The organism is Rugosimonospora africana, assembly GCF_016862975.1.
GTDB lineage: Bacteria > Actinomycetota > Actinomycetes > Mycobacteriales > Micromonosporaceae > Rugosimonospora > Rugosimonospora africana.
Genome location: NZ_BONZ01000039.1, coordinates 109781 through 135476 on the forward strand (window position 1 = coordinate 109781; position 25696 = coordinate 135476).

The following is a 25696-nucleotide window of genomic DNA, read 5'->3' on the forward strand; positions in this document are numbered from 1 at the left end:
GCACGACTAGCCAGACTCTGGACAGCCTCGAACCGTCCGCCGGCGGACGAAGTCGGCCGCGTCAAGCCGATGTTCACATCTTGCGCGCGATGGCCGGTAGAACCTTTCGCTGATTCAGGCATCTGATCGTCTTCCACTTTCCGCGTTCAATCGGGCACACTGCGTCTATGTCGTTGGATCATGTCGCGTCCAAACCAGCACAGGTGCGGCTCGCAGTGGCAGGCCCGGACGATAGCTCTGCCATCGAGGAGGCCATCCAGCTCGGCAACTCCGCCCGCGCATCGTTGGGGCTTATGCGCGTCGCCGTCTATCACGAGGCCGCGATCAACGGCACCCTTCTACTCGCCTACTCGGCTGACCGGGTCGTAGGGTACGCGCTGTACGCGCTGGCGCGCCGCCGAGTCCGACTGAACCATCTGTGCGTGGACAAGGCGTTCCAGAAGGAAGGGATCGCTCGCCTCCTTGTCGATCATCTGAGTGAGCGTCACGCCGACCATCTGGGAATTTCGGCGCGGTGCCGCCATGACTACAACCTCGGCGCGTTCTGGATCAAGCTGGGCTTCACTCAGATCGGTGAACGCCGAGGACGCAGCAGGGACGGCCACATCCTCATCGACTGGTGGCGAGACCATCACCATCCCCACCTATTCACCGCCGACGCCGAGACCGTACTTGTACGTGCCGCCGTGGACACCATGGTGCTCCGAGATCTGGCGGAGCGCGGACGGACGGACGGCGAGGAATCACGGGCGCTCTTGGAGGACCACCTGGTCGGTCTTCTCGAACTGGTCCGAACTGCGGCGCTCGATGCCGAGATCGACCGCATGCAGGGAGCGCTCCGTGCCCAGTGCACGCGACGGGCCCAGCCTTTCACTCCAGCGCGCGGTGAAGCCGCCCACGTCGCTGCCGCGACGAGCGAACTGCTCACCATCGCGCGCAAGAGGTACCCGGCGTATCCTGCCGACGATCAGGATGTACTTGACCTTCAGCACGTGGCAGAGGCCATTGCCGCCAAGCTCAACGTGTTCATCACCCGCGATCGCCGCCTCACCGAGGCCCTCAGCTCAGGCGCCGAATCGCACGGGTTGAGAATCATGCGTCCCGCCGATGTCATCGTCTACATCGATGAACTTGTCGATGCCGAGTCCTACCGACCGGCCGAGTTACTCAACACCGCGTACGAGCTGCGCCAGGTGGGAAGCGGGCAGGACGGTCAGCTACTCACGTTGACGAGCCGAGCAGCAGATGAGAAACCTCGACACCTTGCCGAAGCCCTGAGACAGCTAGCACTTGCGGGCCATGCCCGGATCGCCCTATACGGGCCGTCCGGCGAGGTCGTCGCGGCCTACTGCGCGGTTCCGTCGGACGGCGTCCTTTGGGTGCCGCTGCTCCGCGTCGCCAACGCTCCGGTCGCCGACACGATGGCACGACAGCTACTGTTCCATCTACGCAGGTTGGCACGCGACAGCGCAGCCTCCATCATCCGCATCGACGACTCCTACAGATCACCGCAGGTGCGGCTCGCCGCACTCAACGACGGCTTCCAGGAAACCGAGACCGAGCTGTACGGATATGCCGTCCCCGCCATCGGCTCAGCTGCAGAAATTGAACACCACGTAGTGCGCGTCGCGCGCCAGGCGAAGGTACCCGAACCGCCAGCGCTAAGATCAGGTATGCCCGCTGTCGTCGCTGCTGAGCTGGAACGAATCTGGTGGCCTGCGAGGATCACGGACAGCCAACTACCCACCTATCTCATACCGATACAGCAGGCATTCTCAGCCGATCTACTCGGCGTCCCGACCGGACTCCTGCCACGAAGCGACGCGCTTGGCCTCACCCGCGAGCATGTCTACTACAAGCGTCCAGGCGGCAATCAGGTCACGGCACCCGCACGCCTACTCTGGTACATGAGTCAGGGAGGCACGACCGTCCCGGGCCCCGCCGCGGTCATCGCATGCTCCCAGCTTGACGCCGTGGTCACCGCGACTCCCGACGAACTCCACAGCCGATTCCAACACCTCGGCGTGTGGGATAAAAACACCATCCGTAAGGCCGCCCGCGGCGATCGCGTCCAAGCACTGCGCTTCAGCAACACGGAAGTCTTCCCGACCTCAGTTCCTCGCCACCGCATGCGTGCATTGGCGCAACGCTACGGCTTGCCTGGCCATGCTCCCCAAGGCCCCCTCCGGATCCCTACGGAGCTGTTCACCGCCATCTACGAGGAAGGCCGCGTCAAGTGACAGTCCAACGGACGCTCTTGCTCTCACTTCGGCCTCGGTTCGCCGACGCCATCCTCAATGGCACCAAGACAATCGAGATCCGCCGCCGTCCCGTGAACACCGCCTCGGGAACACCCATCATCTTGTACGCCAGCTCTCCGATGATGGCCGTCGTCGGGACCGCGCAGCTCGCCGGCGTCGACGTTTACACGCCCGAGACCGCGTGGCGAAAATATCGCCGGACGTTCGGACTCACCCGAGCAGAGTATGACGCATACCTCGACGGCAGCGACGTCGCTTACCTGCTAGGTCTCCACCGCGTGAACTCGCTCAACGAGCCACTGCCTCTACGACACCTGCGCGAGGAAGGTCCATTCAGACCACCGCAGAGTTTCCGCTACATCGCGGCATCCGACCCGTCCCGCCTCAAAAACCTTGTGCCTGCCTGAAACGAGAGTCCGCAGCCGTGATCCTGGTTTACCCCGACGCGAATGCCCTTCACGGGGACCCCCTGCTACTCAAACCGCTCGGTCAACAGTTGGTTGACCTCGTTGAAGCCGGTGCCTGCGCGCTCCACTTCTCCCCGGTTGTAGTGGCTGAACTTGACCGCACTACGGGCGATGACCTCGCTGGCGAGCACGCCGCTCTCGTAACGCGTATCAGGAACATGGGTCAGCGCTACCACGGATCTGTGGAAGACCTCCTGACCAACTTAGAGTCGATGAAGTCGGATGCGCGGGATCGAATCGTCGCACGTCGTCAGCAACTCGCCGGCACGCGCGGCGTTCTCGTCGAAGAGTGGCCGACCAACTCAGTGCAGGAGATCGTTGAGCGAGAACTGGCACGCCGACGGCCGTTCATCGACAAGGAGAACGTCGGCACGATCGGCCACCGAGATACCGTCATCTGGCTTGGTTTGCTGGCGTTGGCCGTCACTCGCCCCGATGACACCGTCGTATTCGTCACCAAAGACAAGGGATTCCTCGGTAGTAAGGGTGACCTGCATTCCGATCTTGAAGCAGATCTGGCTCAGCACGGCGTCCAAGCTTCCCGCGTCAAGGCGATGCCCGATCTCTTCTCGGTCATCAACGTACTGCGTACCCAGGTCGAGGCCGACCAGCGGCGAGCTACTGCACATGCGGCGATTCGACAGGCGTTGCATGAGTACAACAAGGAGCTGATGGCGCTGCAGTGGGGTTGGGAGTTCGATCTCCGCGACGGCGGGCTAGCCAGGCCCGACATCGACGCGGATCTGCCGCCCGAGATGGAGACGGTCACCGTCAGCTTCATTGAAAGCGAATTCGACGTCGCCGTTGAGCCAAGCGTTGCAGAGAACGACAAGCCGCTCCGCTGCACGTACAAAGTGGACATCAGCTTCGACGGTGTCATGACCAAGAGCGAATGGTATGGCAACGACTACTCGCGCCTGGAGCTGTGGGACTCAGACCTCAACGATCAATACGTAAGCGTGGAGGCATACAGGGTCCTGGAACTGATCGCCGAGGTGACCTACGACCCAGCGGTCGAGGAGGCGCACGTCGATCACATCGTTGGCAGTCATGTCGTCAGCGACTCATACTAGGACGATCATTTTGAAATCCGCACGCCGTGGCTGAGTGCGTAACCACTCTGGTGTGACCCCGCTTGACAGGACCAGAGACCCTCCAGCCGAGCCGACCAGATCGCTGTCAACGCCGGCCGAACCTTGACCACCTAGTGCCGGTTGAATTCTGACCCCCTGCATGTTGGTTGATCTTTATTCGTCGGTTGTGGTTGCGGCTGGCACGCGACCGAGGTCGCGGTCCTTGAGCCGGTAGCTGTCGCCTTTGAGGGCGATGACCTCGGCGTGGTGGACGAGACGGTCGATCATGGCGGCTGCGACGACGTCGTCGCCGAAGACCTCGCCCCAGCGGCCGAAGACCTTGTTGCTCGTCACGATCAGGCTGGCTCGTTCGTAGCGGCTGGAGACCAGTTGGAAGAACAGGTTCGCCGCCTCGGGCTCGAACGGGATGTAGCCCACCTCGTCGACGACCAGCAGCGGATAGCGGCCCAGTCGGGCGAGTTCGGCTTGTAGCCGGCCGGCGTGGTGAGCCTCGGCGAGGCGGGCCACCCACTCGGCCGCAGTCGCGAACAAGACCCGGTGGGCGGCCTGACAGGCCCGCATCGCCAACCCGATGGCCAGGTGAGTCTTGCCAGTGCCGGGTGGGCCGAGGAACACGACATTCTGTTTCTCAGCAACAAAATCGAGGGTGCCCAGGTGAGCAATGACATCACGTTTGAGTCCGCGGGCGTGCTCGAAGTCGAACTCCTCCAACGACTTCCGTGCCGGGAACCGGGCCGCGCGGATCCGCCCCTCGCCGCCGTGCGATTCCCGGGCCGAGACCTCCCGTTGCAGACAGGCAACCAGGAACTCCTCGTGCGACCATGACTCGGCCCGAGCCCGCTCCGCGAGCCGCGACACCGACTCACGCAGCGTCGGCGCCTTCAACGCCCGGGTCAGAAATACGATCTCAGCGTTCAGGTCGCGATGAGTGGCCTTGGCGGTGACCATCACGCCACCCCCTGCTCGTCCAGGCCCAGCGCGGTGTCGTAGTCGGCCAGGCACCGGGTCTCGACCTCATGCTGCGTCGTGGGTCGTGCAATGCCCAGCCGTTCGCGACGCAACGCCTTCGCCGCGGCGACGTGCTGCGGATCGGACACGCTCTGGTGCCTGGCCCATAGACGGGCATGGTCGGCGACCTGCCGCCCGTCGCAGAAGACCCGCACCTGGACCAGGTCCGCGATGACCTCGACCCGGCGGCCGATGACCGACGGGTGCACCGAGTAGTCGTTGCTGTCCAACCGGATGTAATGATCGCGGGCCAGCCTCGTGCTGGTTCGCCATCCCGTTACCGGCGGCACTGGCGGTAGCGCCAGCATCGCGGCCCGGTCCGCGGCGATCCGGTCGCTGGGCGCGCATCCCAACGCCCGACGGACCCGCCGATTGGTCAGGTCCAGCCATGACTGGACCTGCGCATTGAAGTCCGCCGGCGAGGCGAACATGCGGCCGGGCAGGAAGGACCGTTCCAGGTAGTCGTGGGCCCGCTCGATCAGGCCCTTCGCTTCCGGATCGCCGGGGCGACAGACCAGCACCTTGACGCCCAGCGTTCCCCGGAACGCCTGGCAGTCTCGGGTCAGCTCACTGCGGCCTGCACGCCACCGTCCGATTGCGCCCTCACCGTCCCAGACCAGGACCCGGGGCACCGCCTGCAACCCGGCCAGATGCTGCCACCAGCCGGCGAACAGGTCCTCCGCGCTACGGGTAGGGATCAGCAGCGCCGACAGCCAGCGGGAGTACCCCGTCACCATCGTCAGCACCGGCAGCTGCGTCGCGGTCCGCGTCTGCCCGCACCCGACCGGCACCGCGATGTCCGGAAACCAGAAGTCGCACTGCGCGATCTCACCGGCCGCATAGCTCGTGCGGCTGGCCGGATCCGGCGGCAGATACACCGTCCGCAACTCCCGCACCCGATCGGCGAATACCGTCCGCCCACGAGTCCAGCCCACCCGCTCAGCGATCACCGTCGCCGGCATCGTCGGGTACGCCTTGAGTAGCTCTCGGATCTGCGACTCAAAGGCGTCAACGATCGATCCAGCCGGCTTCCGTTGGTACTTCGGTGGCCTATCCGCCGCCAGCGCGGCACGCACCGTGTTCCTCGAAATCTTCAACACCCGCGCGATCATCTTGATCGGCAAGCCCTCTGCCCGATGCAACCTGCGGATCTCAGCCCAGTCCTCCACGGACAACACCCCTTCACCTCCCGGCTCGGCACGAGCCAGGAGAACTGGCAGGGGGTCAAAATTCCGCCGGTGGCAAGGGGTCATTTTTCACGCGACGCCGACAATCGCTCGGCTCGGGTTCCGCGCTTGGGCGTCTTCTACGCGTCGAGACGGTACCCGTTGAGCTCGCGTCCGCTGGTACCACCACCCGAACCGGGCTCACATGACCAGGTCTCGAACTACGCCTGCCCTAGCAGGTACCGGGCCTACGACGCGTCAGCGGCCGGGGCCGCCAACATGCTCGTCGTGCCTGGTCTGGGCCAGGAACCCTCCTGTCACTGCGATGCCAATGGTGTTCGCGGTTTCCGCAAGGCCCCGAAGGACCCGCTTAAGACGAACCATGCGTCCCCGCCTCCTTCCGATGCTCTTCCCCGGCGTATGAGGTCCTGTCTCATTCGATTCGTCCAGGAACGACTTCAGGAGAGTTCCACACACAGTCACACACATCACAGTCAAGCCGACTCGAACGGACACGCCCGACCCAGGCCACGCACGACGTACCCGGCCATAATAGCCGAGCCATCAGCCGGTTTCGCCAAGGCAAAACGCTGTACCGTCCCCTGGTCACCGCTGCGCCAGCAGCCCGTTGGTGTGTCTGGGTAGTACCTGTTGCCACGTTTCTTGATCGACTTTCATCTCTGGAAGCATGGCAGATACCGCAGCGTCTGGGTTGTCGATGCCGCGCTGGCGCAGCGCTCCGACCAGGGCGTGGAAAACGAAGGGTGGCGACGATGCGAGGCCGGTGGCGGTCGCCTCAGCGAGTTGGCCAAGGTAGTTGTCGGGAACAGGTGTACCACCCTCGTGAGTGGCGCTGCGTGCTGACGAGTAAAGACAACGGCCGCCCCTGGCCAGGTCCGAGATCAAGCGTGACCGGCAGCTCGCCGTGCGGACTCCTCTGCCAATTGCTTGTTCAGCTGCTCAACGTCCTCGGCTGCCGGTTGCCACGGGTTTCCGTCCCTGTCCACAACACTGGCGACGCTGCTCGGCTGCACTTCGATGGTCAAAATCGGCCAGGGCGTTGCCTCTTTGCTGATCCCGCCCGCGAGCAGCATGTGACGGATGCTCGTGCCGACAAAAAAGCCTCGCTCGGCCAGCCGGCTAACGTAGCGGCCCAGGGTCTTCTCGGCGTCACGCTGCTCCCGGACGCTGTCGAGGTCCTCAGCGATATCCAGATAGTCCTTAACCAAGTCGAGGAACTCGACGATTAGGTCCTCGTCTTCGTCGCCTAGATGATCAGGAAGTGCATATTCGAACGCCACGACTTCCTTGATCATGGCCCACAGGACGTGACCCCTGAAGACGATCTTCAGGTGCTTCGATTGCGGATAATTTGGGTCGGGGACGAGCCGCGTCGGGCCGGGTTCTTCGGTCCCGAGAGAGTTGATCCACTCTCTGTGGGTCTGCTTGAGGACACGCAGTCGTTCAATCGTGTAGTGATTGGGCTGGTCATCAACCCGCTTGTGGTGCTCACTGCACAGCAGGATCAGGTTCTCGTGGCTGTCAAGTTTGTCCGCAGCGAGCGCTCCAGCTCGCGGGCCGCCGCTGGAGCGCGCAACAATATGCGCCTCCTCGCCGAAGATCGACGGGTCGTCGGTTTCGGTACCCTCGGTAAGTACCTGCCGCCGACAGATCGCGCAGCGCCCGCCAGCCTCAACCCAGATGATCTTGCGGGTTTTCTCTGACACAGCCATGACTGAGACTCTAGAACCAAGAGATTAGCCCGAGCGACGGCCGCGCGGGGTGCCGTGGGCCGCCGAACGGACCCGATGGTCCTACAGCCGGCAGTCCGGTCGCTGTCATGGCCCGGTGACGCGGTCGGCAGCGGCGAGCGGGTGTGGTTGGCCGGTCATCGCGGCCAGTGCCGCAGCGACGGCCTGCAGGTCGGCCTTGATGTACGTGGTGGTGGCCGGGCCGGTGGAGTCGGTGTGGCCGGCGTAGGCGCGGGCGATGCCGTAGCCGAAATGCCGCTCGACCCAGGTCAGCGTGGTGTGACGCAGCCAGTGGGTCGAGACGCCTTGCGCGGCCACCCACGGCACCTGCTCACCGATGCGTTTCCAGAGGTGGTCGTAGCGGCGGCTCGTGATCGCCTGCCCGGTGCGGTACCGCAACAGCCCGTCGCTGGGCACGATCGCGCCTCGGGTACGGGCGTGTTCGTCAAGGTGGGCGGCGAGGTCGAGGGTGATCGGCTGCCACCGCAGCGTGGCACCTTTCTCCGTGAGCCGCAGGAGTCCGCGGATGGTGTCCAGGTCGGCCAGCCTCAGCCCGAGCGCCCCGCCGCGTCGGCAGGCGGTCTCGGTATGCAGGCGCAGCAGGAGCGCGTCGAGGACGACGTCGTTGCCGCTGGTGCGGGCGGCGAGGTTGATCTCGGCCAGCTCGTCCGAGGCCAGGGCACGGCGAGTGGTCGGTAGTCGGCGGGGCTTGACCACTCGGTGGGCGGGGCTGCCGGTGGCGTCGATGAGCCCGTCGGCGACGGCCCGGTTGTAGAGGGCGCGGGCGGCGGCGATGACGTGCTCGCCAGCGTGGCGCCCGCTACGGCTGTTACGCCGCGACCGGGCGGTCGCGGCGACCTGCCGCTGCATCGCCTCGATGTCGCTGGCCGCGATAGCGTCCAAGGCCCGCTCCCCCCAGGCCGCGGCCATGCGGTTCCAGTAGGTGCCATACGTCCGGCGCGCACCGGCCCCGGCCGCCGCGATCACCTGCGGCAAGTACTCGGCCAGCGTCGGCAAGCGCAGGCCCGGCTCGGCCTGCAGATCAGCGAGGGTTACGCCGAGGTGGGCCAGCAGTTGCCGCGCCGTGGCCACGCGAGCGGGATCAGCCGACATAACCGCTCCCGATGACCTCGACGTGCAGATTAGCCAGCAGCCGCGCGACGGTACTGACCGGGTGGATCACCAGCAGATCGTGGGAGACCAGAGCAGCCAGCAGCAGCGGCTGACCGGGGGCGATGGCACACATGTGGCGCGCGCTGGCCGGTAGCGGCAACTCGCCCCGACTGCCCACCACATGCCGCCCCGCCACCGCAGACGCGATCACTAGCATCTCGCCGTGCGGGTAGATGTCGACGCGATGACCCGGCGACCATCCCAGCGCGCGCAGCAGGCCCCGTTCGATTACCCGACCGGAAAGATCCGGGCGAGCCACTCCGATCCGGACCTCGTCCACCGACAGGTAGCGGCAGAACTCTAGGAACTTCGACCGGTTCCTGGTCTCTTTGACGTGGCCGTAGAGCTTGTCTTTGCCCAAGTCGTAGACGGCGGACAGGTGACGAGCCCGTGCGGGCGGGTGTACATCGCCCGCCGTCGAGGCCGTGGCTCGCGATCAGAGTCCTTGCCTTTGCCGCCGCGTTCGGCCCACTGCCGGCCGGGTGCGGCTAGAGGTTCGGCGGCCCGAACTCGTCCAGGCAGAACACTGCCTCCGGCTCGCCGTCCTCAGGTATGACCTCGCCTTCGGCGATCGCGTATAGCTGCTCCACTCGCGCCTTCTTGGCCGCGTAATCCCGATCGCGAGAGGTCTTCCACGTCTTCATGCGTTGAAAGGAGACGCCTTCCTCGCGGAGCAGGATGCGCAGGCCCTCGTGGATGATGTCGTCGACCACCCTCTCGGGGACCAGGAAAGCAACGTATCGGTCACGCGCCAGAGGGTAGACCACATGGTCCAATACGAAAGGCCTTCCTTTTGTCCAAGGGATTGGCCGCTTCAGGCAAGGTGGTGACGAACCTGAGCGAGCGGCGAGAATTCCGAAGCGGCAGGTTGATACAGCCGCTCCCGGCGCAGCAACACACCCCACGCTCCGGCCTCGGTCAACCGGTGGTGTAAGGAAGCCACCGCGCGCTGGTGGTCTTCAAGGCTAGAAGCATCGGCAACGTCCGCACGCACGGCATGGTCCGACGCCGCACTCGTCACACTCGTAGCTGCCGGAAGCGGCGTTATTGCCGCATTTCGAGCACGTGTACCCAGGTTGGGTCGGCCACAGCTTCGGATCGAGGGCGTATGTCTCGTCGGGGTCGCCCTTGATGTCGCTGCCTGCGCCTGAGGTATCTAGCAGGATGGCCGTCGTGCGGCGAGGGCCGGCGACAGCATCGACCTGTAGGAGATTTTCTGCGTGATAGGACGGCGGACTCGCCGCGGGGTGTCCCGTGAAGGCAAGACGGAGGTCCGGTGTTACCCAGCCGATCCATCTCTGTCGCGTTCCGAGGTCTCGGAGTGGGTGTCGGGCGGGGACGGCGAGGCCGCGGGGAATCCGTAGTGGTGGCCAACCGCTGCTGGCCGCGAAGGCGACGGTTGCGGTCCGGCGTCGGATGAGCACGAAAGCGCCGCGTACGGGCAGGCGAGCCGCGAGCGCGATTGCGCATACCTCCTCGCTGGCTTGGCTGGAGGCGTGGAGCTGGCGAAGGTGGTCCACGGTCGGGGCGGCTCCGGCCAAGACCTGGTTAATGGTTGGTTCGGGTAACAGAATCTCGGCTGCGATGGCATCGCAAAGCCGTTCCTGATCGCGGTCTGGATCGGGTCGGTCTGACAGCCAGTCGAGCGCGGCGTCGTCCTCGTTCACAAGGATGTGGCCGAGTTCGTGCAGGAGCGTGAAGTTCTGCCGTCGTGAGCCTCGTGACGGCGCGTAGCAGACGATCTGATCCGTCGTGAAGGAGAGTCCGTCACACCAGCCTCCGGCGCCCCGGCTTTCGCGTAGCTCCTCGACGGGCACAACCCGGACGTCGAACTGCTGAGCGAGTGCTGCGGCGGGGTCAAGCGCCAGCGCCTGCCGGGAACTGTGGGGTATCGCCGCAACCAGCCGGCGCGCGTGGAGCTTGAGGGTCATTCTTGGCTTATGCGCTCGTGACTGGATTCTCAGGTAGCCCGCGACGGGCGCGTTCGCTTACGAGCATCACCCGCACGACGGCTTTCCATTGACGCGGAGTGAGGGTGCGCTGCCCGCGGTAGGCGACATTGCTGAGCCTGCGCTGCAGGTCCTGGCGAGCTGCGCTAGGGCCGAGTTCGAAAGCCTGCGCCCACTGCTGGACGACCTCGTCTAGTTCATCGCTGTAAAGCGCCTGGAGCAACGTCTGTGCGGCGTGATCTGTTTCGTCAACCCCGACCACGGTTGCGTCCCGCGCACGCACGATCAGCGAGTCGGTCGAGACGTCGAGAGCTGACGCAAGGTCAGCCAACAATGCGGGCGGGACGTCCTGCGTGCCGCGTTCCCATGTGAATACCTCGCCGGTGCTCGTCGACCAGCCTCTTGCTCGTAGCGCTGCAGCTACGTCCGACGGGCGCAGCTTCTGGCGTTGGCGCGCTTGACGCAGGGCTGCCGGGTCGAGTGGCGCGACTGGTACTGCGCCGAGCGCGATGGCCGTGGGATCCGAGTCCAGCTCGGGCAGCGGCGCGCCTGCAAGGAGCCGATCGACGGTACCCCACGCAGCCATGACCTGCGCCCGTTGGTCGTTGGTGAGGTCGTCGAGCTGCGGTAGGTCGTCCTTGCTCCCGCTCAGTACGTCGAGGTAGTCGAGCGTAAGTTGCGCTAGTTGATCGCCTTCTTGTGGGTTGCGCTCCTGCGACTGGACGGAGCTGGGTTCATCGGACACGTCCAAGCTCCTTTCATGCGGTGAGCGATGATCATTACTCATGATGCTCGGTGGCCTCGAACTGTATTCGGTGGTGCTGTTCCCTGCCGGCAGACCCGGTTTGCTGACACTCAGTTTTCATCGTCGTTGTCCTGTAGCCGATTGGGGGTATCGACCGGCAGGGGCGATGCCGAGTTCGGCGAGCAGGTCGGCGACGGGGTTCTTCAGTAGCTGGCCAACGCGTTGCCCGCTGAGATTGAATACAGCCCCGATGTCGGCGCGAGTATGGCCGTCGAGCAGCAGCGCGAGCATTTTCCGCTCGCGGTTCATTAACCGGTCCATGGCGCGTTGGACGGCTTCTCGCACCTCCATACTCCGCTGTCGCTCTATGATCACGTCGACGATGTCCGGACCGGTGTCGACGATGTCGGCCAGTGCAGGGAGAGGCCCAGCGAGCGCAGGTTGGACGCTGCCCTCCTCGGCCTGTCGATGGCTTCGCCGACGCGCAGAGGCCCTTACGTGGTCAAGGGCCGCGTTTCGAACGGACTGAATGAGGTAGGCATCCGGTTCGTCGGGGACGTAACCGGCGGCGAAACGTGCGGCGACCTTGACCACGGCCGTCGACACGGCATCTTCCGCGTCGTGCTGGTTGCGAAGGATGGCCCACGCAGCCCGCAGCATCGCCTCCCGGTTCCGCACGTATAGTGCCGCGAGGGTTGGTCGCTCGTCGTCCCTGGACAAGTAATGGCCTCCCGCCGGCTGCCGCCCGACTGGTGCAGAGTCGCTCCGAAGGGAGACGTTAGCGGAGCCCCTTGCGAAAGCCGGCCCGATCAGCGCGCCCGTTCGTTCAGAAGCCCCAGTACTATTGGCCATCGATGGCCAGGAGGCGTGTTTCCGCTGGTTGGAGGTCTGCTTTGATAACCTCCGGGCGGGTGGCGGGTCGGCCACGGGTTGATCTTCGCCATAGGGCAGGATCTTCTCGATGAGTGACGAGGCGTGGCAGAGGTACAAGCAGGCGTTACCGGCGACGGTCTGCGATGTCGCCCGGGCAAGCCTGCTGCAGGAATACGCCTCGGTGATGAAGGATCGCCTTGATCTTGGCCGTCACGCAGGCGTCCTGCCCCGCGCGAAAGAGCCCGTGTATCGGTGGGCTCGCTACAAGGAGGCGTACGCGCCTCTCCTGGTTCGAGAGGTACTCGATCAGCTTCTCCCGAACCAGTCCCGCGTCCGGGCCGAGACCCCGCCACTTGTATACGACCCCATGGTGGGCTCGGGCACATCGTTGTTGGTAGCGGCGGAACGGGGCCTTTCCGCGCTAGGCGCCGATCTCCTGCCATACGCCACCTTTCTCGCGTCAACACTCACCCGGTGGCGGCACGCCGATCCGGACGGGATCAGACAGGTCGCCAACGACGCGCTCTCCGGGTACGCATCGCTGCCCGGAGAGAGCCAGCTGGACGTGCCCGCAGCTGATTGGGCATTCGCGCCCGCGGTAGCAACGACGCTGACGCAGTTGATCAACGCGGTCGATCGCGCTCCGGCGGGAGTAAACCGAGACCTGGTTCGACTGGCTGTCCTCTCGGCCGTCGAGCAGGTCAGCTACGCCGTCAAGGACGGGACGTCTCTTCGGCGACGGTTGCCCGACGGCCCGGCACGACCGGGCCGGCCAGGTCAACAGCGCGAGGCGATGGACGTCGCCGACGTGATCGCAGGCGTCCAAGCAAGGGTCGATGCGATCATCACGGACCTTGAGCGGACCGTCTCAGCCACTGACGCAGCGTCGGTTGATCGCGAAAGCGTCGCTGACACAGGTTTCGTCCCTCGGCTGTCGCCCTCAACGTGCGCGGCCAAGCCAGCCTCCAGAAGCGTCACCGTAGTGCGGGCGGATACCCGCCAGTGGCGACCCGCAGCTGAGTCGTGCGCAGCGGTGGTCTTCAGCCCGCCGTACCCGAACCGCTATGACTACTCGGCCGTGTACCAGCTGGAGCTGGCGTTGGGCGCGTTCGTCTCTGATGCTGCCGGTCTACGTCGCGTGCGGAAGCAGTTGCTGCGCTCACACCTTGAGGCGCCGCCACGAGACGAGTACCGCGTCGAGCATCCGGCATTGCGGGAGTTCTTGGCGGCTGTCAATGGCAGCCGCACCACGGGTGACCAGGCAGGCCGCGTCCTGCGGATGGTGGCAGGATTCTTCGAGGACATGGCTGATGTGCTCGCGCGGGTGGCAGAAGCGTTGCAGGCGGGCGGTTCTGTCGGCCTCGTCGTCGGCACCCAGACGTACTATGGTCAACATCTGCCGACCGACCTGTTGTTGGCCGAGCTAGCCACGACAGTTGGCCTTGAGGTCCGCGAACTATGGATCGCGCGGGCCAAGGGCGTCGCCTCGCAGCAGCGCGGTATGACCGGTCTGACCAGTCTGCCAAGCCGCGAGACCGTACTGATCTTGCAAAAGCCGCCGTCAGCGCCTCGACGCGGCCGACGATCGGCGGCTGCTGGAGCCTCACCCTCCCGCACGCCGCGCCGCCGTGTGTAAGAAGCCCTCCTGAATGGCGAGGCGTCCCCCACCCACCAAGTAGGCCCGGTCCAGGCCGCGATTGAACCGCTCGCAACCGAATGCCACCGCCAGGCATTTGTGGCAACCGCCGCGTTCTGCCAGGCAAACCGGGTCATGTACGCAGCTGGCCGCCGCCTCCGCGGCGTCGCTCAGCCACAGACGCAGATGTTGTTCGGCGAGGGCGCCGAGCGCCCCGAGGTTGAAGGCGTTGAACTTCGCGACGAAGATCAGGGTGCTTGCGGTTCGTTCGAGCAGGTACTCACCGACGGAATTGGCGGAGAAGCTGGAGTGGTAGGCCAACGCGTGCATCAGCAGGTGCGACCACACGTGTGTGACGCGCCGAATCGCGTCGGCGGCCTCGGTCGGCACTGCCGCGTAGGTCATGTCAAGCACCCAGGCTCGGGCCTGCTCGGTGGTGGGCCCGTCGGCTGTCGGCCAGGCTTGGGTCCAGCCGTTGGAACGGCAGAAATGCCATAGGACGACGGGATCGCATTCGACCAGCAATCCCTCGGTGTTGGCGTCGACGGCCACGAGCGGCAGCTGTTGCGTGTCGCGGGTCGGGTCGAGGGGCGACAGCCGGGCACGCTCGTCGGAGTGCACACGGCTGTAGCCGTAACCCACCAAGGCGATTGGGAAGTCCCGGACAAGGGCGACGCGACTCAGGCCCAGCTGGCGCGCCGCCGCAAGGCCGGTGTGAATTCTGTCCGCCAGCTCGGTGCTCCCAGCTGTTGTGAGCGTAGCTGCGATGTCGGTGAGGTTGTCGACGGAGTGCCGTGCGTGAAGAAACGCTCGTTCGAAGATCCGCCGGTCTGAGGTGGCGGCGCCGACCGTGTGCGGTTGTAGTGCGGCTCGTGTTCGTTCGAGGGCTGGTTCGTCGCCGCGTGTCGCATCGACCATGGCCTGTGCCTGCTGGACTGCCTCGGTGTCATGTCCATAGCGCTCCCGGATCATTTCCAGCAGACGCGCCGCCTCAGCGTTGGGGCTAGCGGGCCCGGCACCGCGGCCTGCCGCGAGCATGCCGGACAGGTCGCCGACGGTGTCCATGTAGTGCCCGAGGGCGTACACAGCGGCGCGGTCACTGTTCCGGACGTCACGCAGCTGTGCATCAATGTTGACCAGCGTGAGGCGGTGCCCGTAGTAAGCCTTTGCGTCGCGGGCGGTGACCAGCGTGAGGGTTCGTGCCCGGCTGGGGTCGCTCTTTGCCCAGGCGCAGTCGACGCAGGTCGCGAACCGCATAGGTAGCCAGCGTCGACAGGTGGGACGACTGCACCGGAAGCCGGCGGTGACGAACGAACCGGTGTCCTCGAACGTGCGGTCGTCGGTGAGATGATCAGGGCACTGTGGCACCTGCAGTTGCCGCCGCTTACCACAACCGTGTACCTGGTAGTACGGTAGCTGACGGTAGGCACCGGTGCGGCATCGCCGACAGCGGCGAGACTCGGGGATTCCGGTATCTGCCTGTCGGCCGGTGCGCAGGACGAGAACGTGTCCGCACTCTCGGTTGCCGCAGAACAGGAGAACCGGCCACACGTCCCACCTGACCCACTCCGGCCGCACCAGGCGGAACGTGTCGGCGTGTTCCAGGAGGTTGTTGGGAAAGCTGGGTGCGTCGCCGCCGTTGGCGCGCCACTGCGCCAGCCTATGGTCGAGCGCTTCGAGTACCTGTTCAATGGGGATATCGGGACGACCGCCGCTGATGTCGCGAACGACGCAATAGATGCCGTCGACCTCGTGCTCGAAGACCTGACCGGGTAGATGTCCGTACTGGACGGTGACGCGGCTGCGCTGCACCGGATTCCTCCAGGAGGCGTGGTAATAGGGCGGGTCGGACGTGCGGTGTTGCTGGTCAGGTGTTGCCGGCTTCGTCAGCCATCTCGGGTAGGTCGTCGTTGCCGTCGTCGACGCCGCCGAGCATCGCGAACATCCGCGCCGCGATGGCTCCGTTGGCGCTGAAGTCGGCCGGGGCGTCGATGTCCCTGAAGCTCGTGGGTGGACGGGGTCGTAGCCGCCTGGTCAGTTGCGGCTCCGTGCCCGACAGCGAGGGCAGTAACGCGTCCAGTTCGTGATCGACCCTATTGCGGAAATTCTCAGCGATGACCGGATCGAGGACGTTGCTGGAGAGTCCGAAGGCGTCATGGATCGACGAGCGTAGCTGCCGTTCGGCGTCGCCTCCTCGCGCGGCGAGCCATGCTGCGGCGATTTCCGCTTTGCCGAAGTCGATTGGTGCGCTCCCGTAGGGGGCCAGAGCGTCCTGGCTACGGCCGATCTCGTTGAGCAGTAGTGCAGCGAGCAGCCCACTCGCAGTCTTGCGGGGTCCGTGGAGGCTGAACCGATTGAGGGCAACAGGTTCGACGAGTGCGTTGACGTGTCGATGTGTTGGCTCGAAGAAGTGAAAGACGCTGCGGTCACGAAGGTGATGACGGCCGAGTGCGGTGACGATGAGTCCCACTTGTGATCGGCCGGCCCGGGACGTGGCCTGCACGTAGTAAGCCAGCGTCGACGGCATGCCCAGGATGAACTGGACATTGAGCCGGGCGAGGTCAACGCCGTGGCTGACGAGGCTCGTTCCGGCGATCGCGGCCAGACGCCGTCCTGCTGGGATGTCGAGAGTCTCACGTTCGACCCGTCGGATAACGTCGCTAATTTCCGCCAGTCGGTTCGCGCCGGTGAGCCGCTGGGCCTCGAAGGGGGCTGGACTACCGCTCTGCCCAACGCGTGAGGTGTGTGTGAGGACGCGGTCGGCGTCGGTCTTCCGATTGACGTAGTACAGCTGAAGTTCGTAGGCGAACAGCCATTCGTCGACCTGGTCGCCTGTGACGCTGGTCAGGTCCAGGTCGGCGATGACCTCGTGTGGGTCGAGCGCACGGAGGCGCTCCAGCTCGTGGCGGATGGCGTCGCCGCAGGCGAGGGAGAAGCTGGTGGTGTCCATGAGGGACGGTAAAGCGCCGACGAAGAGTCGGCGGGTGAGATCGTCGTGGCGTCGGGCGTAGAAGGACTGTCCGTCGAGCCAGCCTTCGCTCGGAAACCGGCGAGGCTGGAGCGCGTAGAGTTGGCGGACCTGGTTGGCGTAGTCGCTGATCGTAGCGGTCGCTGCAAGAGTCTTGCTGGGTAGCTTGGAGCCGGTGCGGCACAGGTGCTGCCAGAGGGTTTCGTAGTGGGCCGCGAATGTGCCCAACTCCTCGGCGAGCAGGTGCAGCTCGTCCTGGATGACCAATGATGGTGCCGGATCGTAGGCGATGACGGCTGTCCACTCGCGTGGGTTGCGAGCACAATACTGCCGGGCGAGGCAGTGGGGCTCGCTGCGCGTTCCCTGTCGGAAGGTGATGAATCCGTGGTCGGGGCAGTGGTTCGCCGGCCCATGGGTGAGATGCGAGAAGTGCGGGTTGAATGCGACCGTTGCGAGCTTGTCGACGGTGGCGACGAGGATGCTCGGCAAGTACCGGTAGACCTCATCGTCTGTGATCGACACAGGCAGGTCTCGCGAGCAGTCCGGGCAGGTGTGTCGTAGCCGGACGCTGGCGACGTCGGGACGGAGAGTTACCCGTTCGCCGCCGCAGTAGGGGCAGGTCGGCAAGACGACACGGTCTTGGCACCAGGACGCGTCCTGGCGAGCCATATTCGCGATGTCTCGCCACTTGGTGTCAGCCGCGTCGGTGAGGCGGTTTGGGGTGTTATTGCGGCCGACAAAGTAACCCAGTTCGAAAGGCTCGCCAAGATCCCAGGCTTCGCCAGCCTCGCCAGCGTTCTTCGGCTGCCCGTGATGGGCGGATCGAACCAGCTCGCAGCACACGACTAACCGCTGAATCCGGTCCAGTTGCTGGACGGAGAGCATACGCAGCGGAAACCGGATGATGCTGGTCGTGCCGAAAGTCTTGCCGCGCAGGCGGTCGTAGAACATGGCCACTGCGGTGATGCCGTAGAGAGCAGCGCTCTTGCCCCCTCCCGTGGGGAACCACAGTACGTCGGCGTGACTCAACTCGTCGCGTAGGTGGGCCCCGGAGGGTTCGCGCGCGGCGAGGGCAGCGAGTTGGACGACGATGAACACAATCTGGAAAAGACGCCATTTGCGTACCCGCGGTGGGCCGGTGGGGGCGTACACGCCGCCGGGAGCGTCCATGCGTCGCATGGCCTGGTTCATCCAGCTGAATGCGAGTCCGAGCCCGCCCGGGTTGGGGCTTCTCAGATCGACCTCGATGAGATCGATCCCGACGATGAAGCGCCGACGTTCGTCGTCGAATGTCTCTCTGTCGGCCCGGCATCGGGCGAGCGCGTCCGGTGGTAGAGGCGGCTGACCGTCGAGGTAGGCATCCCACTGGTCGAGGAAGTCTTGCATGTGCTCGGCGATGTCACGAAGGAGCGGGATCGGGTCGCGGGCCAGGTCTACGAAGGTGGGTTCCAGGTCGGGGCGTGACTCGTAGACGGCCTGCCGGAAGACAGGGAACGCGGTGGTCACGAGGCGGCCGGCGGCGGGATCTGACGCGTCTTCGTCCAAACAGCAGAAGCGCCCGTGGGCGTAGACCTCTGGCTTGATGCGATAGTCCGTATCGACGATCCGGTAGCCCATGTTGACCAGGCCACCGCCCAAAATCGTAGCGTCGAAGCCTGCATCGTAGATCGAGACCTCTGGCAGGAATCCCCGATCCCTAGGCTGGCGAACGGCGGCGTTGGACAACGTCAACGCCAGGCGCACCCGACCCGCCGGATCGCGATGCGTCGTGGCCGTGAACTGCGGCTCGGCGACCGGCGCCGTCCAGCCCGGTACGGCGTGCGCCGCAAGCCAGGCGTCAAACGTGTCTCCGTCAGCCATGGCTTCGCGCGGAATCCGCTGACCGGCGCTGGCGAGCAGCCGATACCGCCCGCCTGCTGGGCCGGCATGTGCCGCCAGCGCGGACGTGGCTGGAGATTCGAATGCCCTCAACGTCGCCGACTGCAGGGCTCCCTCATCCTTCACGGTCACAGGGATGCTACTGCCCGGCAGGGGTACGGTCAGCTGTAGCGTCGTCGCGACTTCGTATCGCTGGTACACCAGCAACGTCGGGTCCGCCGCCTCGCGCTTGCCCCGCCGAGCCGCTGGACTCTTGGCTGCGTTATCGGGACCGGGGACCTTCATCTGGCGAGAGTCGACCTCGCCCACTGTGACAGCGCAGACCTCGGCGGTGTTCAGACCGTCGTTGTCATCGATCGCCCCGACCTGTCCAACACTCGGCTCGTCTGCTTCCTCATGCACGCCAAGGCTTGAACCCTCGACTGAGTCCGCCACCTCCTGCGACCGCTCCTCTTCTTTTCGGGCAAGCAGAGCGGCGTGCTCCGACTGCTCCTCGAACGTCGGATAATGTTGCCGATAGACCGCGAATCGTACGTTTACGTCGACCGTCAGCTGCTCGTCCTTCGGCTCAACCAGACAGGTCAGCCCAAACTCACTGGCGGGAAGCTGATCGACGGGAACCCCTGGCTCGACGGGCAGGTCCCCGGCGCTGACGGACAGCTCCGTCGCCGGCGGGTCCTGGGGCAGCAGGACACCCAGCACGACGCGTTCACGGGGCTGACGGCCTCGCAGGCGAAAAGACTCTCTGTCCCGGCCCGCCAGCCGCTGGTGAGAGACATCAATAAAGCGCCTCACCAGCCGCTCCTGATCGGCGTGGGCCGCGACTCGCCGCGCATGCTTGTCGTCGCCGCCGTCGTCGCTCAGGATCGCTGACCCATCCAGTCTGGCCTGTGTAGACGTGGCTGATGACTCATCCTGCGTGTCTGGTCGCAAGTCGCTTGGCGTCGTGCTAGATACACCGGGTCGTCGATCCATGGACACAGTTCGGGCTCCAGAGCGTCAAGTCCTATGCCGTTGTGGCTGCTGAGAGTAGGGACGTCAGCGGGCGGCGCCGCGAAAGCCGACCGGATGTTTGCCGTCGGTACGACTCGACGTGTGACGCCTGCATCATGGGGTCTCAGCAGCGTCAAGTAGGTCCAATTGATCAACCGGAGTATTGATCTCGTCGTTATCGACGTCGCGCTGGGCACCCGATCCCGCGGAGGCGTCGGACGCTGGCTGGACGACACGGGTCGCCTCGGACGGAGTCATCGGCCGGCGCAGGACCGACGCGGGTGCAAACGCCGGGTCTCCGACCGCGATGACTCGCCACGCGGTCAAGTCCGCCGCAAGATCAGTGATGTCGGCGCCCAGCGCGTCGACGGACCGTTCGAGGGCTGTGGTGTCGCCGCTCGCATGCCACGCAGCGAGCTTGCCCAGAGCGTTCCCGACCGCCGCGTGATGGGCGCGCGCTGCCCGCATCACGGCCGCGATGCGGCCAGCTTCACCCACGACCACGGCGTTACCGGCGACCCTGCCGACGCGCGCAACGTTGGCCGGATCTTCTGGTCCAATGCGGGTAGAACTGTTCCATTGCCTGACCGCGGCGTAGCTGACGTCAGCACCCATGTCGGCGAGGCGCCCGGTCAGCTCCGTGACTGATCCGCTGACGATGCACGCGTCGTCAAGTGCGATCCTCCATAGCTGCAGCAGGAGACGGGCGACCTGCGGCCTCTGCTCGACCAGGTACGGCCGGACGCGGTCGAACAGTGTGCGGCGTTCTGGCTCCGAGATACCGATCAGCGTCACGCCCGCCGTGATGTCGGCGACCGGGAGCAGCCGTACCTCGTCGTCGCGCAGCCGCTGCACCCGGCCACCCTTCGGCAGCAAGAAGACCATAGTGGGGGCGCCGTGCTCGTCGAGCGGAGCGGTCGACTGCGCCACAACCGGCACCACTAGTACCGCTCTGCCGTGCGGAGGTGCATCAACGCCGAGGGGATCTTGTGAACCGCTCGGCTCGCCCTCGAGGTCGGTCACATCGAGGTCGACACTCGACGGTTCAGACATCGCCGCCGTCAGCAGAGCGCTCATCGCCGGCAGCTTGAACTGCATCTTCTGACCGCGCTCGGTCGCCTGCATCGTGACCGCGACCGGAATATTATTGCCGTCGAGCTCGTCCTCATCGGCTCGGGCGTCGGTGAGAGCGGTCAGGGTTGCGCAGCGGGTACGCCGGGCGATCTCCCTGCTTGGCTCGCTGTAGGCCCTGAGCAACGCGCGGTGGACGAGCGGCCGGTCTCCGGGCGCAGCGACGACGGTGAGCTGGCCTAGGTCAGCAGCCGTGAGGCGGTTTCGCCAACGGGCAGCAGGCGGCCCGACCAGCAACGTGTTCTGATGTGCACCGGCGCTCTCGATGCTGCTGACACTGCGGATGGTGACAAGTGGCGTGTCCTCGATCCGCAGGGCACCGTTGCTGAGGAGCCGGCCAGTCAGGGCGTCCCGCGCGGTACGAGAGCCGCAGATGATGTCGAGGGGCTGTCCACGGCGGTAGGCGTCCTCGGCGAGATCTGCGACGACGTCGGCGAGCGGGTTGCCCTCCGTGCGAGCATCGTGCATTGCGGTCAGGCCCGCTCGCACCGCCCCCCAGTCGGCGGCCACCCGAACCCGCCACCAATCGGGGAAGTCGTTGCGGGGATCAGCGTCCATCACGTCGTCGAGAAGTCGGCGCAGGGTACGGCCACCGTAGCGTGGCGCGATGCGGTCGTAGTCGCCGGTGCGGGTCGGCAGCTCGGCCAGCAGCCGGGTAAGGCGCGCTGCTCGACACACCGGCCAGGGCGGGGGACGTCCACCTGGGTCGCGGAGCCGGGCAAGTCGCTCCCGGACATCCGCGATACCGGCCAGGCCCGGGTCGTCGACAGCGATGAGATGGGCCGTCGCCCGGATCTCCATGACTCCGCCGTGTTCGACGTCGCTGGCCGGCGTCGGCGTCATGGGCAGTGGCTCCTCATTGCGACGCAGCCATGGCCAGTCGGCGATCCAGCAATTCTCGCCGTCCGTTTGTTGCGGCGTCGTGGTGGCGACGCTCGTGGCATTTGAGTCTTGCTCGTCTTTCGGATCAGCGACTCGAAGGGTTTTCAGCTCCTCGTGCAGTTCGGTGAACGTGATGACGACGCTGGCGTGCTCTGCGGCCCATTTCCTCGCGTCGGACAGCCAGGCGGGTTCCACATCGGCCGCGGAGTCGATTACCACCACCCGGGGCGGAACGCCGAGGACCGGCGGAAACCCGGTTGTTGGTGACACGAACAGCAGCCGGCCGGAACCGGTTACTAGCCGCGGCCGGCCACCTCGCACAGGTGAGGCAAGCCCATCTCCACGGAGCCGGTGCGGATGCAGCGCCGGCGCGACCGGTACCGACGCCGCGTCTAGCTGATCGAGTTCGCTGCGGCGGATGAGTCGGGGGGTCACCAGTGCTACCGGTCCAGGTGGAGCCTTCGCGCCTACAACCCGATTCAGCTCCGCTTCAGCGACGCTCAGCGTGTCGGCGGCGATCATTACGGCCGCAAGCAACGGGAGGCGGTGCAGGCCGCCAGGCAGCCGGACAAGCAGATCCGAGCCGCGGCGCACGCTTAGTTCCACCATGGTGAGCAGGTCACGTTCCGCGGTGAGGAGAGCAGCACGGTCGGGGCCGGCGTCCGTCCAGGCTTCGAGCAATGGCACGAAACGGGCAAGGCGACGCGCTCGCCTCAACGCTGTTTCGGCTGGCGGCGTCCATGCCCGTGTTCTACCGGCGTCTGCGAACTCGTCGTCCTCCGCTAAGAAGGCCCGCTGTCTTCGCGATAGGTCGAAATCCTCCGCGCCGCCGATCATTCCGAGCCGCTCCACGGCAGGTCGTTGCGCACCGTGCGTCGGCCGTGCGCTCGCTCCAGGGTCTCTCGGTACTCCTTCTGGTCACGTCCGAGGCCGTGGACGAGCATCGTTTCCTGTGGGGAGAGTTCGTCGATGATCTCGCTCAGTCCGTTGCGGTCGGCGTGGGCGCTGAGACTGTAGGTTGCCACGCGGGCTGCTACCGGGACAGCTGTCGGGCCAGTCTCGGTGTACAGATTCAGCGTTGCTGGAGCGGTGGGATCGTCGCGCTCGGCCAGCCGTTGAAGAGCGCGGCCAGCGGACTCCTCGTCCTGGTATCCACATACGAACAGGGCTGCGTGCGCATCCGGCAGAATCTGCTGCGCCCACGGGACCGCGAACCCGCCGCTGAGCATGCCGGATGTGGTGATAACGACTCCGGAACGGAAGGTGCGCATGAGTCTGTACCGATCCCGATTGTCGACCCGCTGAACCTTGCCACCGAAGATGTCGAGGCCGGCCACCCGCTGGTATATCTCGCTGATTGGTCTCGCGAGGCCGTCGATGAGTACCGGAGCATCGTGCAGATGCTCACGCAAGATCAGCGCAACCTCCTGAGCCCGACCAAGACCGAACGCGGGAACCAGAACCCGGCCGCCAGCCGCAACAACCTCCTCGATCGCGCGGACGAAATCTGTTACCTGGCTGGCGCGGTCACGATGACTACGTTGGCAGTAGGTTGACTCGATCACCAACAGGTCAGCCTCACGAGCCAACCGGGGCGGCAACTGCGCGGCGCCGACGGACAGTTGGGGAAGGTTGTAGATATCACCGGTGATCACGACTCTCTGGTCGCCCGCGCTCACTACGACACCGGCTGCCCCGAGGATGTGGCCCGCGTTGAATAGTTGCACGGTCAGATTGCCCGCGTTTCGGGCCCGACCGTACGGCAGCGGTTGCAGACTCCGCTCGGCCGCCTCCACCTCCGCCTCGCCGTAGAGTGGTGCAAGCCATCCGTACTCGGCCGCGTCATCCGCCTGCTGTGCCATCACCCGCCGCGCATCCGCCCACATCTCTGGCAGCAGAGCCGCGGTGGCCGGCGTGCAGATCGTGGACGCGTGACGCTGGTCATCAAGCAGCTTCGGCACGAAACCGGCATGATCGTTGTGACCGTGGGTCACTACGATCGCGTCGAGACGCCCTTCAAGGGCCTTCGCTATCAGGGGTGGTGCGGCACGGCGAGGGCTGTCCGCATTGGGGCGGACACCGGCGTCCACCAGTATTCGACTACCCCCACCCTCAACGAGGACGGCTGAGCCTCCAATCTCGCTGCCCCCGCCCAGTACCTCCACACGCAAGGTGCGTTCCGCACTGGCGTACGCCACCGGTCGAAAGTCTGCGGCGCCGGAACTGACGTTCTCAGGATCTTTCTCGGCGGCCTCGGTCCTGGCGGGCCTCTCCGTACCGTTCGTCGGAGGACCGCTCACTCGCATCGTCCTGCTGTCAGCATTCTCATCGAAGACCGAGTTAGGTGGTAGGACTCTGTCGATGTGTGCCGACAATTCGCGCAGCTGGTCGATTTCCCGTTCTACGCGGCTGCGGGTCTGGTTGCGCGCTAGCGCATTTGCCTCTACTTCCAGCCGAGCAATCCGGCCCCTCAGCAGGTTCTGAAGGTAGTGCGCACGGCCGGGAAGATCGCCCAGAGCCATTTCAAGCCGATGGCGTGCGTCGTTTGCCCGGTCACGCTCCACTTCAGCATCGTGAAGAGCTGTCCGCAGGCCGGTCATGTCCGCCTCGTATCGCCCCACGCGTACCTGATGGTGCTCCCGCAGTTCGTCCAACCGGTTGCGCGCATTCTTCAGATCGGCGGCCAGCTGCGACGCGTTCTCCAACTGCCGGCGCCGGCGTCGCGATGGAAGGGCCGCCAGTGCCTGGTCTCGCTGGGCCGTCAGCTGCTCGATCCGCGTTCGGAGCGCCTCGACCTCCGACCTAGCAGTCGTAAGCTCTTTGCGCGTGCGGCCAAGCTCGGCGGCGGATACCCGAGCCTGGCGCTTGAGCTCAACAACATCTCGGGCATCTGCACGCCCGGAACGGTTGGTCTGGCGATTGCCGCGGTCAACGGGTTGACCTGTGCCTATGGGTGCCTGTTCGGCAATGCCGTCGACACTGTCCCGCCCTGGCCGTACGACTGCGACCTCTGCACGGCGTGGTATTTCGTCGGCAAGCCGCGCAGCCCTCGCAGCAAGCGCATTGGAGGGAGCGACCAGCGCACGCGCGATCAGCGCCCGCGTAACGGTACCTTCGCGGCCGTCGGATCGAGGAGGCCGTGGCCGATCATCGCGGTGCTTACCGGCATCTCGCTGGATCTCAACGGAGCGCTCATGGCCTTCGAGCAGTGCTGTTTCGACTTCCGAGAGCGCCGGCAGTGCCAAACGAGCTCGTACGTGGTTGCGCAGAGTGCTGTCGGCAACCAGTTCGCCTACCAACCGTGAGCCAAGACGGGCGAGGACCAGACCGGAAGACCACGATGGCGCCAGCCAGGATCGCGCATAACCGGGACGGCGGGCCGGAGGCATACTCCGCCACGCGTTCAACACCTCTGCCGCGGCAAGCACCACTCGATCTACCGGGTCCGAGCGCCCCCCGTGCCCACGAATTGATCGCCTCTGGCCTGTCCGACCGTCGCCACGTCGACTCTTCATGCTCACACTCGACGAGACGATGACCGACGGAACCGTGAAAGCGATCGGCCATAACTGGACTCAACGACGGCGATCAGTGGAAGGGGCGGGTATCCCTCGGCGCTCATCCCGGAACCGCGCGAACGACGCGCACGACCGACCAGCGTGCCACTCCCCAGTGTAGAGGCGGCCGTCTTCGAAAGGCGTAACTGGTTCATCACGGAGTC

General features: G+C 65.5%; 18 protein-coding genes. 5 read left to right on the top strand and 13 right to left on the bottom strand.

The window, feature by feature from the left end:
• The first annotated feature begins 167 nt into the window (after window positions 1-167).
• The 3 genes from Raf01_RS20950 to Raf01_RS20960 are packed head-to-tail and all read left to right on the top strand — an operon-like array spanning window position 168 to window position 3801.
• Window positions 168-2240: a GNAT family N-acetyltransferase gene (locus tag Raf01_RS20950; protein ID WP_203919643.1), complete on the top strand. Its 2073-nt coding sequence runs from the start codon at window positions 168-170 to the stop codon at window positions 2238-2240.
• Window positions 2237-2668 (top strand): ASCH domain-containing protein, encoded by a 432-nt coding sequence (locus Raf01_RS20955; RefSeq protein WP_203919644.1) that lies wholly within the window; start codon window positions 2237-2239, stop codon window positions 2666-2668. The genes Raf01_RS20950 and Raf01_RS20955 overlap by 4 nt, the downstream gene beginning before the upstream one ends.
• Window positions 2669-2685: 17 nt before the next feature.
• Window positions 2686-3801, top strand: coding sequence for a PIN domain-containing protein (locus Raf01_RS20960; RefSeq protein WP_203919645.1), 1116 nt, complete (start codon window positions 2686-2688; stop codon window positions 3799-3801).
• 174 nt (window positions 3802-3975) lie between these two features.
• Here the strand turns inward: Raf01_RS20960 and istB are convergent, their stop codons facing one another.
• The 9 genes from istB to Raf01_RS21000 form a co-directional block, all read right to left on the bottom strand.
• Entirely contained in the window at window positions 3976-4770 is a 795-nt protein-coding gene (gene istB / locus Raf01_RS20965) for an IS21-like element helper ATPase IstB (RefSeq protein WP_203919646.1), read from the bottom strand.
• Complete coding sequence (gene istA / locus Raf01_RS20970; protein ID WP_203919647.1) at window positions 4770-6008, bottom strand: IS21 family transposase; 1239 nt, start codon at window positions 6006-6008, stop codon at window positions 4770-4772. The genes istB and istA overlap by 1 nt, the downstream gene beginning before the upstream one ends.
• 890 nt (window positions 6009-6898) lie before the next feature.
• Window positions 6899-7729 (bottom strand): HNH endonuclease, encoded by an 831-nt coding sequence (locus Raf01_RS20975; RefSeq protein WP_203919648.1) that lies wholly within the window; start codon window positions 7727-7729, stop codon window positions 6899-6901.
• Window positions 7730-7834: 105 nt separating this feature from the next.
• On the bottom strand, window positions 7835-8860 hold the full coding sequence (locus Raf01_RS20980; protein WP_203919649.1) for a tyrosine-type recombinase/integrase: 1026 nt from the start codon (window positions 8858-8860) through the stop codon (window positions 7835-7837).
• The gene (locus tag Raf01_RS49700; protein ID WP_239133779.1) at window positions 8850-9281 is read right to left on the bottom strand and encodes a hypothetical protein; all 432 of its coding nucleotides are present in this window, start codon (window positions 9279-9281) and stop codon (window positions 8850-8852) included. Before Raf01_RS49700 ends, Raf01_RS20980 begins: the two co-directional genes overlap by 11 nt.
• A 127-nt stretch (window positions 9282-9408) precedes the next feature.
• The gene (locus Raf01_RS49705; RefSeq protein ID WP_239133780.1) at window positions 9409-9633 is read right to left on the bottom strand and encodes a hypothetical protein; all 225 of its coding nucleotides are present in this window, start codon (window positions 9631-9633) and stop codon (window positions 9409-9411) included.
• 252 nt (window positions 9634-9885) lie between these two features.
• The gene (locus Raf01_RS20990; protein ID WP_203919650.1) at window positions 9886-10851 is read right to left on the bottom strand and encodes an ImmA/IrrE family metallo-endopeptidase; all 966 of its coding nucleotides are present in this window, start codon (window positions 10849-10851) and stop codon (window positions 9886-9888) included.
• A 7-nt stretch (window positions 10852-10858) separates the two neighbouring features.
• Window positions 10859-11614, bottom strand: coding sequence for a helix-turn-helix domain-containing protein (locus Raf01_RS20995; RefSeq protein ID WP_203919651.1), 756 nt, complete (start codon window positions 11612-11614; stop codon window positions 10859-10861).
• 117 nt (window positions 11615-11731) lie between these two features.
• Window positions 11732-12334, bottom strand: a complete 603-nt coding sequence (locus tag Raf01_RS21000) for a sigma-70 family RNA polymerase sigma factor (RefSeq protein WP_203919652.1) — start codon at window positions 12332-12334, stop codon at window positions 11732-11734.
• A 241-nt stretch (window positions 12335-12575) separates the two neighbouring features.
• On the opposite strand from Raf01_RS21000, the gene Raf01_RS21005 reads away from it, so the two are divergent.
• The gene (locus Raf01_RS21005; RefSeq protein ID WP_203919653.1) at window positions 12576-14123 is read left to right on the top strand and encodes a hypothetical protein; all 1548 of its coding nucleotides are present in this window, start codon (window positions 12576-12578) and stop codon (window positions 14121-14123) included.
• Here the strand turns inward: Raf01_RS21005 and Raf01_RS21010 are convergent.
• From Raf01_RS21010 to Raf01_RS21025, 4 genes are all read right to left on the bottom strand, one after another.
• Window positions 14091-15935 carry a hypothetical protein gene (locus Raf01_RS21010; protein ID WP_203919654.1) on the bottom strand — a complete coding sequence of 615 codons (1845 nt, stop codon included), beginning with the start codon at window positions 15933-15935 and terminating at the stop codon, window positions 14091-14093. The genes Raf01_RS21005 and Raf01_RS21010 overlap by 33 nt on opposite strands.
• 55 nt (window positions 15936-15990) lie before the next feature.
• Complete coding sequence (locus tag Raf01_RS21015; RefSeq protein ID WP_203919655.1) at window positions 15991-19902, bottom strand: P-loop NTPase family protein; 3912 nt, start codon at window positions 19900-19902, stop codon at window positions 15991-15993.
• A gap of 174 nt (window positions 19903-20076) precedes the next feature.
• Window positions 20077-22827: a DISARM anti-phage system protein DrmE domain-containing protein gene (locus tag Raf01_RS21020; protein ID WP_203919656.1), complete on the bottom strand. Its 2751-nt coding sequence runs from the start codon at window positions 22825-22827 to the stop codon at window positions 20077-20079.
• A complete protein-coding gene (locus Raf01_RS21025) occupies window positions 22809-24575 on the bottom strand; it encodes an MBL fold metallo-hydrolase (RefSeq protein ID WP_203919657.1) in 1767 nt (588 codons plus the stop codon). Before Raf01_RS21025 ends, Raf01_RS21020 begins: the two co-directional genes overlap by 19 nt.
• A gap of 30 nt (window positions 24576-24605) precedes the next feature.
• On the opposite strand from Raf01_RS21025, the gene Raf01_RS21030 reads away from it, so the two are divergent.
• Window positions 24606-25280: a hypothetical protein gene (locus Raf01_RS21030; protein ID WP_203919658.1), complete on the top strand. Its 675-nt coding sequence runs from the start codon at window positions 24606-24608 to the stop codon at window positions 25278-25280.
• Window positions 25281-25696: the final 416 nt, after the last annotated feature.